Below are 14,003 nucleotides of genomic sequence, written 5' to 3' on the forward strand. Positions count from 1 at the left end.
AGCGGTAGAGCATCGCCTTGCCAAGGCGAGGGTCGCGGGTTCGATTCCCGTCTTCCGCTCCATGATATGTGCCCTTAGCTCAGCTGGATAGAGCATTTGACTACGAATCAAAAGGTCGGGAGTTCGAATCTCTCAGGGCACGCCATTTTAAATTCCATATGCTTGACGGGATGTAGCTCAGCTTGGTAGAGCACCTGGTTTGGGACCAGGGGGTCGCATGTTCAAATCGTGTCATCCCGACCATCTTTTCATGCGGGTGTAGTTCAATGGTAGAACTTTAGCCTTCCAAGCTAATAGCGTGGGTTCGATTCCCATCACCCGCTCCAAACTCATAAGCTCAACTCCTTGCCCTTTGGCAAGGAGTTTTTTGATTGTTCTAGTTCTTAATTTCGACAAGTTCGAAATTTTCTAACAGAAATTCTATTATAATCTGCCAGTTTCCCTCAGATTTTGGTATAATGGTACCCTGATAAACTAAATTTAATTATGATAGCGGGGTAGATTATGAATAGAACAGGTTGGCTGGCGCTCATCGTCTGCGTAATGCTGGTCATATCCTTATCCACGACAGTAGTGGCGCGCAATAGCAATTCCTACACGGCAAAAGTTATGGCCGACTCCTTGAATGTGCGCAGTGAGCCAAGCCTGAAAGCTTCGATCGTAGGCAAGATGGAAACGGGTGAGCTTGTTTCCGTTTCGAAAGAAGAGCATGGTTGGTTGAAGATTAATTCGAATGGCATCTCTGGTTGGGTAGCCGGCTATTACTTGAAGCAGGTTGCAGCAGAGAGCGGGGGTGTGGTGAAGACGGCCAGCTCGACTGGGGCAAAAACGTCTTCGTCCTCAGCGTCCTCTAGCTCGCAAGTGTCCGTAGATGTGGATTCACTGCGTCTTCGAGAAGGACCAGGAACTACATACAGCGTTGTAACCGGGGCGGTGCGGGGCGATCTGTTAACCGTCAGCGAGAGCCGCTCAGGCTGGCTTCGGGTGAAGACGGCCGCAGGTGAGACCGGCTGGGTATCCGGGCAATATGTCAAGGATACCGGGCGGACTGTAACATCCGCTAGCGATTCTGGCGGTAAGAAGTCGGGTGGGCTTAAAGGTAAAGTGATTACAGTCGATCCTGGGCATGGCGGCAATGATGCGGGTATGATCGGCACGACCTTCAAGACGGAGGAGAAGGACCTTAATCTGCAAACCTCCCTCTATCTGGCTGATGAGCTTAGAAGCCGCGGTGCCCAGGTTGTCATGACCCGAACGAAGGACAGCGAGAAGCCATCGTTAGCTGGTCGTGTCAGCATCAGCAAATCCGCCGGCACGGATGTTTTTGTCAGCATTCATTATAATTCTTCGCCGAAGAAGACCTCCGGCACGCTCTCTTTTTATTATTCCGAGTCGAAGGATGCTCCGTTGGCGCGGGCGGTGGAGGGCGAGCTTTCCTCACAGGGGATTGGCTTGAAGAGCAATGGCATTTCATTCGGCGATTATCATGTCCTGCGCGAGAATAATGTTCCTTCCGCCTTGATCGAGCTCGGTTTTCTGTCCAATGCGAAGGATGAAGATCTTGTTCGGACGAAAGCCTACCAGAAGAAGGCCGCGAAAGCGATTGCCGAAGGGCTTGAAGACTATTTTCAAAGATGATTGATCGAATTTCTTCATCAGCACAAGCCGTGAACCTCATGGCTTGTGTTGATTTGATTAATGGCAGGATGTGATGAGGGGATAGGTAAACATATCCCAATCACCCGAAAAAGCTTCAACCGTACAACCATTTGTAGTATGATGGAGAAAGTGAAAAAACGTCTATTGGGACAACGATGTTATCGCATACGAAGTGGTTTGTGGATGCAAGGATCATTTTCCGTGCTATGGAATGGCATTGCTGAAGCAAAACCTGAGGAGGATTCATGATGTCGGAACAGGCCGAATCAGTACTGACGACAAGTCGCCCGCAATTAAACAATCATATGTTGCGCCGGGATGTTCGTTTTTTGGGGAATATATTGGGTGACGTGCTCGTGCATCAAGGTGGACGAGAACTGCTTGATATTGTCGAGAAAATTCGTGAAATGAGCAAAGCGCTGCGCGCGGAATTCATTCCCGAGCTGTACGAAGAATTTAAACAGGTCATCAGTGGGCTAAGTCCAGAAATTCGCCATCAGGTGATCCGAGCATTCGCCATCTATTTTCAATTGGTTAACATTGCCGAACAGAACCACCGGATTCGCCGTAAGCGCGATTACGAACGCTCCGCTGGGGAGACGGTTCAGCGCGGCTCTATTGAGAGCGCCGTGCAGGTATTGAAGGAGCAAGGAATCGCAGTTGATGAAGTGAAATCGATGATCGAAGGCATCTCGCTTGAGCTGGTTATGACTGCGCACCCAACGGAAGCGATGCGCCGTGCCATTCTCGATATCCATCAACGGATTGCCAACGATGTCATCGAGCTTGAGAACCCGACGTTGACCTATCGCGAGCGCGAGAAGCTGCGTGAGAAGCTGCTCAACGAAGTACTGACTCTGTGGCAAACCGACGAGCTTCGCGATCGCAAACCAACCGTTATCGACGAAGTGCGCAACGGTTTATATTTCTTTGACGAGACGCTCTTCGAGGTGCTTCCGGATGTGTATGAAGAGCTTGAACGCTGCTTGGGCAAATATTATCCTGAGGAGCGGTGGCATGTTCCAACTTATTTGCGTTTCGGCTCGTGGATCGGCGGCGACCGTGACGGGAATCCGTCCGTCAAAGCAAACATCACGTGGGAAACGCTGACCATGCACCGCGCTCTTGCTCTGGAGAAATATGAAGAGCAGCTGAAGAAATTGATGGGGCTGCTGAGCTTCAGCACAAACATTGTCGAGGTTTCCGAAGAGCTGCAGCAATCGATCAAGCGTGACCGTGAAGAGATTGAGCTGCAGAACGTCGAAATTTGGCGCAATGAGAAAGAGACGTACCGGATCAAATTGAGCTACATGCTGCAGAAGCTCAATAACACGCTGAACGAATCCCGCAAAGGTACTGCCAAACACTACAACAATCCGGATGAGCTGAAGGAAGACCTGCTTGTGATCGACCGCAGCTTACGCCATCATTATGCGGATTACGTAGCGGATACCCATATTTGCAAGATGATTCGTCAAGTTGAATTGTTTGGTTTCCACCTGGCCGCTCTGGACGTTCGCCAGCACAGCCAAGAGCATGAGAATGCCATGACGGAAATTTTGAAATATATGAACATTACGGATGATTATTCGGCATTGCCTGAAGCGGAGAAAATTGAGCTGCTGCATAGCCTGCTGAATGATCCGCGTCCATTAACATCGCAGCATCTGGATTACAGCGAGAGCACTCGCGAATGTCTGGATGTGTACCATACCATCTACAAGGCCCAGCAGGAATTCGGCCGGAACTGCATTAACAGCTACCTCATCAGTATGACCGAAGGCGCAAGCGACATGCTTGAGGTTATGGTATTCGCCAAGGAGGTCGGCTTGTTCCGCGTAGAGTCGAACGGTACGGTATACTGCACGCTGCAATCTGTACCGCTCTTCGAAACGATCGATGATCTGCACGCAGCACCTGCTATTATGGAGCAGCTGTTTGCACTGCCTGTATACCGTGCAGCTGTAGAAGCGCAAGGAAACCTGCATGAAATTATGCTTGGCTACTCCGACAGCAACAAGGATGGCGGCGTCGTGACGGCGAACTGGGAGCTGCGGGTTGCCCTTAATGACATTACGAATGCCGCGAAGAAATTCGACGTTAAGCTGAAATTCTTCCACGGAAGAGGTGGAGCGCTCGGAAGGGGCGGTATGCCGCTGAACCGGAGTATTCTTGCTCAACCGCCGCATACCGTCGGCGGTGGCATTAAGATTACAGAGCAAGGCGAAGTACTCTCTTCCCGTTACTCGATGCAAGGGATTGCTTACCGCAGCCTGGAACAAGCCACATGGGCGCTTATTACGGCCGCGCGGCTTGCGAACTATCCGGAACAGGAAGAGGCTGTTCAAGCCGAATGGGAAGAGATCTCGAAAGGGATCTCGGAAGTCGCTCTGGAGAAGTATCAGGACTTGATTTTCCGCGACCCGGATTTCATGACCTTCTTCAAAGAATCGACACCGCTCCCTGAGGTTGGCGAGCTGAATATCGGTTCCCGTCCATCTAAACGTAAAAACAGCGATCGATTTGAGGACTTACGCGCCATTCCGTGGGTATTCGCGTGGACGCAAAGCCGCTATCTCCTGCCGGCTTGGTATGCTGCGGGTACCGCACTGGAGGACTACGTCAAGGGCGACAAGGGAAGGATGGAGACGCTTCGCGCCATGTATGCGAAGTTCCCGTTCTTCACGACGTTGATCGATAATCTGCAGATGGCGCTTGCCAAAGCGGACTTAATTATCGCTAAGGAATATGCGGGCATGATCGCCGATGATACGATTCGCGAGCGGATCTTCACCTTGATTGAGGAAGAATACGCCAGAACGTCTTCGCTCATTCTCGAAATAACGGGGCAAGCGGAAATATTGGATAACGTACCGGTCATTCAAGAATCCATCCGATTGCGTAATCCATATGTTGATCCGCTAAGCTATATGCAGGTTCAGCTGCTAATGGAACTCCGCGAGCTGCGTGACCGGGGAGAAGATGAGCCGGGGCTGCTGCGGGAAGTGCTGCTTACCATCAACGGCATTGCCGGTGGACTTCGGAACACGGGCTGATACAATTGACGAAGGGCTGGGCAACCGGGCGGCTGTGGTCCGTCCGCGTTGCTTGGCCTTTTTTTCATGAAAAGAGGGTATGGGAGACCTATTGGGGACTCGAATGCCGTCTTATTGCTTTTTTATTTTACTTGGATTACCATTTATTCATACAGCCTGCAGCACCGTGAAAGGGTCCATCTACTATGGCCGAGTCATGGATGCAATGGCCGGGATCATCTGGCAGTGGGCTTGCTTTAGGACGGGATGACGCGGCCATCTTGAATAGGATTTGCATTGCCGGGCTACCGTACGGCAAAACCAAGGAGCGGGCAGCGGATCTGGGGGAGAAACGGTGAAATCATTAGAGGCGCGATTAGCGCGTTTGGCTCTAAAAGGCGATCAAAGCGCATTCGCTGAGCTCGTCGGGCTGTATCAGGACAAGTTATACCATATGGCGTATCGCATGCTATATAACCGGCAGGAAGCCGAGGACGTTGTACAGGATACCTTTTTGCGTGTGTACAAAAATTTGGAGCGGTATGACGATTCGTTGAAATTCTCGACATGGATCTACCGGATTGCCACTAATTTGTGCATCGATCGGCTGCGTAAGCGCAAGCCTAGCTATTCGCTCGACGCGGAGTCGAACGATCATGAGGGCCTAGACGGCTATTCCATGATTCCGAGCGATAACCGGACACCGGAGAGTGAGCTGCTGTTATCGGAAACACAGCATATTATTCATCAGGCAATTGAAACGTTGCCTGCCAAATATAAGTCGGTCATGGTGCTTCGCTATCTGCAGGATATGTCGCTGCAAGAAATCGGCGATGTGCTCGAGGTTCCGGTTACGACCGTAAAGACGCGTGTTCATCGCGGGCGTGAGTTTCTTCGCAAGAAGCTGGAACATAAGCTGTAGAAGAAGAATAGAAGGTTCGCGAGAATTTCGAAAGAACTGAAACTTATACAGCTAAGGCACGTATCGTATACAAGCACGGTTATGATTATGTCGGCAAAACCCGTGAGAGACGCGGGCTTCATCCAAGACGAAGAAAGGAATGGCTGGTATGAACTGCAACGTCGCCATCGTATGGATGCACGATTATTTGGATAGTGAACTGCCCCGAGACGATGTGCTGCAGCTGAAGAACCACTTGCTCTCCTGTACGGCTTGCCGGGTCCGGTACGAACAGCTCGAACGGACAGAGGCTCTTATGCGAAGCAAGATGGATTCACCGGCAATCATGGACAGCGAGCAATCCGCTCGACTGACTCAGCGAATCGTCAGCCAGTTTCCTGCCAAGCGCCGTAGAGCAACAGGTTGGACACGTTGGATTCGTAAACATCCGGCTGTCAGTGTTGCGGCGTTATTTGCTATCGTGATGTTCTCGAGCTTCGTTACCATGTGGCAGCAAGATACCCAGCTGTCGATCAGTGGAGCAGATCTGGCTCAATTGGTTATCGACGGGGATACGGTGACGGTTCCCGAGGGTGTTCACATCCAAGGCGATCTTACGATCGAGAATGGCAAGGCGAACGTATTAGGTGATGTAGAGGGTAATGTAACTGTTATAGACGGCCAATTATATCAGGCGTCTACTGCACATATCTCCGGACAAGTGAAGAAGATTGATCAAGCACTGGATTGGTTTTGGTATAAAGTGACACAATCGATCAGCAGTTTGGCCTACTGATCCGGCTGCCTCCCAGAAGTGGGAGGTTTTTTTGTAAAAATAAAGGATTTACAACCCCGGTTCTAGAAAATAATAAGGTTGAGAATCCGATATAAGGATTTAGAGATACCTGGGCAATCGGTCTCGTTGGGGGTTGACTTCGCATGAATTATTTTGCTGATTTAACATGGAAAGAATGGATCAAAGATATCATCGATATCGCCGTTGTAAGCTACATTATTTATAAATTGTTTGAGCTCGTGCGCGGAACCCGGGCGGTTCAGCTGCTTAAAGGGATCTTTGTGCTCGTGGGGACCTGGGCGATCAGTACTTGGTTTAACCTATATACGCTCAAATGGCTCATGAATCAAATGTTCACCTTCGGTGTCGTAACGGTGCTCATTATTTTTCAACCGGAGCTTCGGCGTGCGCTGGAACAGCTCGGCCGAGGGAAGCTGTTTAGCCGTTCATCCGTCGTGGAGCGGGACGTCAGTGATCGCATAAGCGAAATCATTAAGTCCATCAACTACATGGCGAAGCGGAAAATCGGCGCATTGATCGTATTTGAACGGGATACCGGATTATCGGATTATATTGAGTCCGGCATCCAGATGGAATCGATTGTGAGCTCAGAGCTGCTTATTAATATTTTTATTCCGAATACGCCACTGCATGACGGTGCGGTTATCGTTCGGGGGAATCAGATCATGGCTGCAGGCTGCTATCTGCCCTTGTCGGAGAATCCCTTCATCAGCAAGGAGCTAGGAACACGCCATCGCGCAGGGATCGGCGTTACCGAGGTTTGCGATGCGGTATCGATCATTGTCTCCGAGGAAACAGGACAGGTATCGCTTGCAGTTGGCGGTATGATTGTACGTGATATAAAAGAAGAATCGCTCATCTCCAAGCTGTTCGAGGAATTGAATCCTAACGCGAAATCCGGAGAGGCTGGCAGCTCGCGTGTTCCTTTCTGGCGTAGATGGAAGGGGGAGAACAGCGATAATGGATAAATGGCTGAGTCACCCTACTGCTCTAAAAATCATCTCGCTGGTCATGGGCATTCTGTTGTGGGCTGTCGTCCACTTTGATTCGGAGCGATCGCCGAACACGGTTGCTTCCTTAACGGAAACACGGATTATCGATGCGGTGAAGGTTGAAGCGACTGGGCTGGACGAGCGAAATTTTTCGCTGCGTCTGATGGAGCCTTCTTCAGTTATGCTCAAGGTTCGCGGCTCCCGGTCGGATCTCATCTCGGCTTCGCCGGATGATTATAAGGTGGTTGTCGACGTCACGGGCATCGAGGAAGGAACAAGGGAGCTTCCCGTTACCGTTAGCCGTCTTCCGACGGACGTGGAGCTGGTTAGCGTGACACCGCGAACTGTAAAGGTTCTGCTGGAGGCGATGCTGACCAAAGAATATGAAGTGAATATTAAAACAGAGGGAACCCCGGCCAACGGGTACAAAATCGGGGCTCCGATCATTAAGCCGAACAATCGCGTACATGTAACCTTACCGGAAGACAAGATGGATGAGGTTGGTTTTGTCGGGGCTGTTGTCTCCGTCCAGGATGAAGAGAAGACCGTGACGGCCAAGAAAGTGAAGGTCGTCGTGCTGGATAAAGTGGGCGATGAGATGCCCGAAGCCGTCGTTAACCCGAGCGTGGTCGAGGTGGAAGTACCGATCACCATGCCATTCAAGAAGGTTCCGCTGCAGATTGGGTTTACGGGCAGGCTGCCAGATGGGCTTGCAGTCGCGTCCTTCAAGCCTAGTGTGGAGAATGTGACGATATATGGGCCGCAAGATGTGCTCAATAAGTATGATTTTTACGATGGCATCAATGTCGACTTGTCGAAGCTGAAACAATCGGGTACGATGGAGCTTAATATCGACACGGTCGGTGGGATCGAGACGGTTGATCCGCCGAAGATGTCGGTTAGCGTCTCTGTCGTTCCGGCGGAGACGAAGGTGCTGCCCGAACTGCCGATCAAAATCACGGGGTTATCCGAAGGATTGAAGGCCAAGCTGACGCAGCCAGCGGATGGCATGATGGATCTTGCCGTAAGAGGTGCTGCCAATATCTTAGCCGGTGTTGGATCAAAGGACGTGCAGCTGATTGCTAAGCTAAGCGAACTGGGCCCGGGCACTCATAGTGTAGCGCTCGATATTCAGCTTCCTTTGTTTGTCGAATCGTTTGCCAGCAGTCCGATCTACGTTACCATTGTGGTTACGGATGGGACAGAAGCTATGGGTCCGCCTATAAGCATACCTACAGACACACCTCCTGCTGAACCTGGGAATACGGGAGAAACCAATAGCGGCAGTGGCAATAGCGGGAGCAGTGGGAGCAGTGGAAGCAGCGGGAACAACAGCGGCAGCGGCAGCGGCGGTGATGCCGATCCTCCTGGCGAGAGTACGAATGGAGAAAGCGGCGGGACCGGCAATAAAGAACCCGGGGGCACGGGGATGAATAGCTCTGATAGCGGCAACGCCGAGCCGATTACCCCGGAGGATGCGGGAACGGGTAGCGGAACAGAGCCAGACGGATAAGGGCTGTGACCGCACACGGCAATATTTGCAGCGGACAGCCATAGACAACTGACTTCCTTTGCTGCTGCGGCGTATGATGAATGAACACAGAACAGGTCGAAGGGATTGGACATAAATATGGGGAAATATTTTGGTACAGATGGTGTCCGTGGGGTCGCTAACCGTGAATTGACGCCTGAGCTAGCTTATCGAATTGGCCGCTGTGGCGGCTATGTGCTTGCAGGCAAGGTGGATAAACCGAAGGTGATTATCGGTCTAGATACGCGGATATCCGGTCCAATGCTAGAGGCCGCACTAACGGCAGGGTTGCTGTCGATCGGTGCAAGCGTCATCCGTCTGGGGGTCGTTTCGACACCGGCTGTCGCTTATTTGACGCGCACTATGGGTGCAGACGCTGGGGTTATGATTTCCGCCTCGCACAATCCCGTTGAAGATAACGGCATTAAATTTTTCGGCGGAGATGGATTTAAGCTGTCCGATGAGACCGAGCTAGAGATCGAGCGCTTAATGGATGCCGAGAAGGATGAGCTTCCTCGTCCTGAAGGCGGACAAATCGGCAGCGTTACGTTCGACGAGCAAGCAGGCCGGAAATATATTGATTTCTTGAAAACAACAGTGACTCATTCATTCAGTGGACTAAAAATCGTGCTCGATTGCGCGAATGGTGCGGCTTACTCGCTGGCTCCTTCCGTATTTCGCGAGCTTGGGGCGGAAGTCATCACGGTCGGTGCAGAGCCGAACGGACTCAACATAAACGACGGCGTGGGCTCGACCCATCCGCAATTTGTTCGTGAAGAAGTGCTGAAGCATGGAGCCGATCTCGGCTTATCCTTCGACGGCGACGCCGATCGGCTTATAGCGATCGATGAAACCGGCGAGGAAGTCGATGGGGACTTTATTCTTTGTATTTGCGGCGATGCGATGAAGCGCGCAGGCAAGCTGAATAATGACACGGTCGTGACAACTGTGATGAGCAATATCGGGTTCTTCAAAGCAGCGCAGCGCCTTGAGCTGCAAACCGCTCAAACAGCAGTTGGTGACCGTTATGTGATGGAAGAAATGCGCCGCGGCGGTTTCAATTTGGGCGGCGAGCAGTCGGGACACGTTATTTTCCTCGACTATAATACGACCGGAGACGGCATCTTGACCGCTATGCAGCTCGTTAATACACTTGTTAGCTCTGGCAGCAAGCTGAGTGAGCTTAAGAAATTAATGCGTCAATTTCCACAGGTGCTTGTTAATGTTCGCGTGGCGGATAAGAGCATGTACAAGGACAATGCAGCGATTGCAGCAGCTATCGCGGAGGTCGAGCAGGAGCTTGGCGACAACGGCCGCGTGCTGGTTCGTGCATCCGGTACAGAGTCCCTGATCCGGGTTATGGCAGAGGGTCCGGAGAAGGATCAAGTCGAAGCCTATGTGGCCCGCATTGCAGCAACGGTTAGAGCAGAGCTAGGCGGCGCGTAACTTAGGGCTCTATGCAGGGCAGTTGAACTGCAAAATGAACATAAAGACAGGGAACAAGCGGCCTGGTATGTTTAGGTAAGGATGGATCCCTGGGCCGCTTGTTAGAAATATGAGTCTATCGCCGCCCTTCAGGTATTGGACAGTGTGTCTTTGGAAGGACATAGGAGCGGGAAATCTTTTTTATGAAAACGCTTATGAAAAATTTGCAGTTGCGTCAAGAGAATAAAATGAATATGATAAGAAGTATGATTTCGGAAGGAAAGCGAGGATCGAGGTTATTATAAGCAACTCAAGCGCCAGAGCTTGCGCGTACTGCTTCATCGTCTAGAACGTTGATGACGGATTGATTAAACGTCATACACGGATGAGGGGACGGCAAGCTGACGAGGTGGAGGTGTTCGGATTGTTCGGCGGGGACCTCCCGGTTATGCATTCAAGCCGTAAGCCGATTTCTAAAAAGACCTGGGCAACCAGTCCTACAATGAGTCGGCAGGAATGCTTCATAGAAAGTTCAACACGAGACTACGGCATGTGAGGCCGTATGGAGCGTGCTGGTTTTAACAACGTCGTTTTCTTCTGTGGTACAGAGAGTCGGTTGGGCTAGCTGCAGTAGAGGACGTGTAGTTTCTTATTGCCATTATTCCGTTTGCTTACGATGCCGTAACTGTTGGGACGGCTCGGGTAGAACGGTTTCTCGCGAAGACAGACTGTTTCGTTAACGTCAGATAACCACATAAAGTGCCCTGTGCCGTCACATGATGGTATGGCATCCGTTAGCTTCGGGAACTATAACCGTTAACGGAGGTCTATTCATTTATGTGTGGAATTGTAGGATATATCGGAAAGCGCGACTCGCAGGACATTTTGCTTGAAGGATTGAAGAAGCTGGAATACCGCGGGTATGACTCCGCAGGAATCGCTGTGTTCACCGGTCAAGAGCTCGAAGTTCGCAAATCGAAGGGCCGCTTGGCCATTCTCGAGGAGAAGCTTGAAGGTGAGCCGCTGCGCGGTTCTGTAGGAATTGGCCACACCCGTTGGGCAACGCACGGCAAGCCATCGGATGTGAATTCCCATCCGCATACCGATAACTCGGCTAAATTTTCTGTCGTTCATAACGGCATTATTGAGAATTATATCGAACTCAAAGAAGAATTGATCGCGAAAGGCCGCCGTTTCGTATCGGAGACGGATACGGAGGTCATCTCGCATCTGGTTGCGGAAGAGTACGACGGAGATATCGTCAAAGCGGTGCAGTGTGCAGTGAAGCGGATGCGCGGGGCATTCGCTCTTGGTGTGTTAACGGAGTATGAGCCAGATCGTCTGGTTGCGGTACGTTTTGCAAGCCCGCTCGTGATCGGAATCGGGAACGGGGAGAATTTTATCGGATCGGATATTCCCGCCATTCTCGAGCATACGCGCGACGTCTACATTCTGAACGATGGCGAAATGGCCATTCTAACTAAGAATAGCGTCGAATTGATGACGATTGACGGCGAAATTATTTCCAAGGAAATATTTCATGTCGATTGGGATCTCGTGACCGCAGAAAAAGCCGGATTCGAACATTTTATGCTGAAAGAAATTTATGAACAGCCTAAGGCATACCGCGACACGATGATGGGTCGCTTGTCCGATGACGGCCGTTCCGTACAGTTGAAGGAAATCGGCATGACACCGGATCAAATCAAGTCGATCCGCAATGTGCATATTGTGGCATGCGGTACGGCGTATCATGCAGGTTTAGTCGGCAAGTCGGTCATCGAGAACCTTACGCGCATACCGGTTGAGACGGATGTCGCTTCCGAATATCGTTATCGTTCGCCAATTATTACGCCGGAAACGTTGGTCATCGTCGTTAGTCAATCAGGCGAGACAGCCGACACATTAGCAGCACTTCGGGAAGCGAAGCGCTGTGGCGCGCGTGTCCTGGCGATTACGAATGTCGTGGGCAGCTCCGTCTCGCGCGAAGCAGACGATGTGATGATTACGCAAGCTGGTCCAGAGATCGCAGTTGCGTCGACGAAGGCCTACACGTCCCAGTTGATCGCATTCTATCTACTCGGATTATATTTGGCCGATTCGCTCGGTACACGAGATAGCGAATGGATTGCGGAAGTGCTTGAAGCGATGCAGCAGCTTCCAGAGCAGGTGGAGAGCCTCTTGTCTCAGTCGAATGTACTGAAGCAGGTTGCCGAGTCGCTGGCGAAGCATGACAATCTGTTCTTCATTGGCCGCGGCACGGACTTTGCAGTGGCTCAGGAAGGATCGCTTAAGCTAAAGGAAATTTCTTACATCCACTCCGAAGCATATGCAGCAGGCGAGCTGAAGCATGGTACGCTGGCGCTTATCGAAGAAGGTATTCCGGTCATTGCGCTCATTACGCAGGAAGACCTCTACGAGAAGACGCTAAGCAATATCAAAGAAGTGAAAGCCCGCGGCGCCCATGTGCTGGGGATCGTCAACGGCGGAAGCGAAATCGAGGTCGGCAAATCCGTCGACGAGCTGTTCGCCATTCCGAAGACGCTACCGCTGCTTACGCCGGCCTTGTCCGTCGTCCCTCTGCAGCTGATCGCGTATTATGCGTCGCTCGCGCGCGGGAATGATGTGGATAAGCCGCGGAATTTGGCGAAGAGCGTGACGGTGGAGTAGGTTGGGGATTTTATAACAAAGTAGTGTCCAGTGATAAAAAAGTGTGGAAACAGTAAAAAATGTCTGGAACCAGTAGAAAAACTGTGGAACCAGTAAAAAAAGTGTGGAACCAATATGTAATTAAATTAATGCATCTAGAGGGTAGCCTGAGATAATAATTTCGGGTTGCCCTCTTTTTAATAAATGTAACATTCAATTTGCATGGAACTTGATGAAAGGGGGGAAATAAATGAGTGATATTGGATATAGGATAAAATGTATTCGTAAAGAAAAAAATCTAAATCAATCTCAGTTTGCAAAAAGTATAGGAATCGTAATCCTTCAGCGGATACATTAATATCAATTAGGATCCAATATAAAGTTAATATAAACTGGTTGTTAACAGGCGTAGATTCTGAAGATGGGATTACATATGAGGACTATGATAAAGATAGGTTAATTGAGGTATATAGGAACCTTAATGATTACGATAAAAATGAAATTATAGAGATAATGCAACTGAAGACAAGATTAAGATCAAATTTATGAAAAATTTCTTTCAGTGATATTGTATTGGGGATAGTGATGATTGGAATGGTGCTAATCATTTTGATGCTAATGAAAATAATGAATTAACTTATCAGAAGCATAAATATGATGAAGTGTTTATGTTTTATAACGAAGGACGAAAGATGAAAGATCCGTTATCATTATACAGGGTGTTACAGTATTTTTTATTTCAAACAGAAAGAGTGAATTTGAAACAATCAGCGAGTCATATGTTGCTACTAAAGACTTAGACGCGATGATTCTCGAAATAACAAAGATTTTCAAAATTCAGGAAGACAACTTACTAAGTATCCTTTTGGAAATAATAAAAACCCATGACCTTGTGGAGTACGCGTTTCACAACGGTCTCATTCGATTCAATACTTTGCATGACTTTTCGGCACATTTATATAAATTTAGAAATAGTATTGTTCATTCAAAAAAA

Annotated in this window: 8 protein-coding genes and 3 tRNA genes; all 11 read left to right on the forward strand. The window is 49.9% G+C overall.

Annotation, left to right across the window (positions count from 1 at the left end):
- Positions 1 to 68 precede the first annotated feature (68 nt).
- The 11 genes from NNL21_RS19620 to glmS all read left to right on the forward strand — a co-directional run bounded on the left by NNL21_RS19620 (position 69) and on the right by glmS (position 13,030).
- Positions 69 to 145 (forward strand) — tRNA-Arg (locus NNL21_RS19620).
- Between the two features lie 21 nt (positions 146 to 166).
- Positions 167 to 243, forward strand: a tRNA-Pro gene (locus NNL21_RS19625).
- Between the two features lie 9 nt (positions 244 to 252).
- Positions 253 to 326: transfer RNA gene (locus NNL21_RS19630), tRNA-Gly, on the forward strand.
- 178 nt (positions 327 to 504) lie between these two features.
- Entirely contained in the window at positions 505 to 1,638 is a 1,134-nt protein-coding gene (locus NNL21_RS19635; protein ID WP_204819666.1) for an N-acetylmuramoyl-L-alanine amidase family protein, read from the forward strand.
- Positions 1,639 to 1,907: 269 nt separating this feature from the next.
- Positions 1,908 to 4,715 (forward strand): phosphoenolpyruvate carboxylase, encoded by a 2,808-nt coding sequence (gene ppc, locus NNL21_RS19640; protein ID WP_204819972.1) that lies wholly within the window; start codon positions 1,908 to 1,910, stop codon positions 4,713 to 4,715.
- A gap of 334 nt (positions 4,716 to 5,049) precedes the next feature.
- Entirely contained in the window at positions 5,050 to 5,616 is a 567-nt protein-coding gene (sigW, locus tag NNL21_RS19645) for an RNA polymerase sigma factor SigW (protein WP_204819667.1), read from the forward strand.
- 148 nt (positions 5,617 to 5,764) lie between these two features.
- Positions 5,765 to 6,391, forward strand: coding sequence for a zf-HC2 domain-containing protein (locus NNL21_RS19650; RefSeq protein ID WP_204819668.1), 627 nt, complete (start codon positions 5,765 to 5,767; stop codon positions 6,389 to 6,391).
- Positions 6,392 to 6,534: 143 nt separating this feature from the next.
- Positions 6,535 to 7,380: a diadenylate cyclase CdaA gene (gene cdaA, locus NNL21_RS19655; RefSeq protein WP_204819669.1), complete on the forward strand. Its 846-nt coding sequence runs from the start codon at positions 6,535 to 6,537 to the stop codon at positions 7,378 to 7,380.
- Positions 7,373 to 8,917 (forward strand): CdaR family protein, encoded by a 1,545-nt coding sequence (locus NNL21_RS19660; RefSeq protein ID WP_204819670.1) that lies wholly within the window; start codon positions 7,373 to 7,375, stop codon positions 8,915 to 8,917. The genes cdaA and NNL21_RS19660 overlap by 8 nt, the downstream gene beginning before the upstream one ends.
- A 117-nt stretch (positions 8,918 to 9,034) precedes the next feature.
- Positions 9,035 to 10,381, forward strand: coding sequence for a phosphoglucosamine mutase (glmM, locus tag NNL21_RS19665; protein ID WP_204819671.1), 1,347 nt, complete (start codon positions 9,035 to 9,037; stop codon positions 10,379 to 10,381).
- Positions 10,382 to 11,197: 816 nt separating this feature from the next.
- On the forward strand, positions 11,198 to 13,030 hold the full coding sequence (glmS, locus tag NNL21_RS19670) for a glutamine--fructose-6-phosphate transaminase (isomerizing) (protein ID WP_204819672.1): 1,833 nt from the start codon (positions 11,198 to 11,200) through the stop codon (positions 13,028 to 13,030).
- The last annotated feature ends 973 nt before the right edge of the window (positions 13,031 to 14,003 follow it).

The sequence above is a fragment of the Paenibacillus mendelii genome, from assembly GCF_024498075.1.
GTDB classification, from domain to species: domain Bacteria; phylum Bacillota; class Bacilli; order Paenibacillales; family Paenibacillaceae; genus Paenibacillus_Z; species Paenibacillus_Z mendelii.

Excerpts from the sequence above, each read along its gene's own strand:
- NNL21_RS19635 (WP_204819666.1), top strand. The coding sequence starts at position 505 with ATGAATAGAACAGGTTGGCTGGCGCTCATCGTCTGCGTAATGCTGGTC.
- ppc (WP_204819972.1), top strand. The coding sequence starts at position 1,908 with ATGTCGGAACAGGCCGAATCAGTACTGACGACAAGTCGCCCGCAATTA.
- NNL21_RS19650 (WP_204819668.1), top strand. The coding sequence starts at position 5,765 with ATGAACTGCAACGTCGCCATCGTATGGATGCACGATTATTTGGATAGT.
- cdaA (WP_204819669.1), top strand. The coding sequence starts at position 6,535 with ATGAATTATTTTGCTGATTTAACATGGAAAGAATGGATCAAAGATATC.
- NNL21_RS19660 (WP_204819670.1), top strand. The coding sequence starts at position 7,373 with ATGGATAAATGGCTGAGTCACCCTACTGCTCTAAAAATCATCTCGCTG.
- glmM (WP_204819671.1), top strand. The coding sequence starts at position 9,035 with ATGGGGAAATATTTTGGTACAGATGGTGTCCGTGGGGTCGCTAACCGT.
- glmS (WP_204819672.1), top strand. The coding sequence starts at position 11,198 with ATGTGTGGAATTGTAGGATATATCGGAAAGCGCGACTCGCAGGACATT.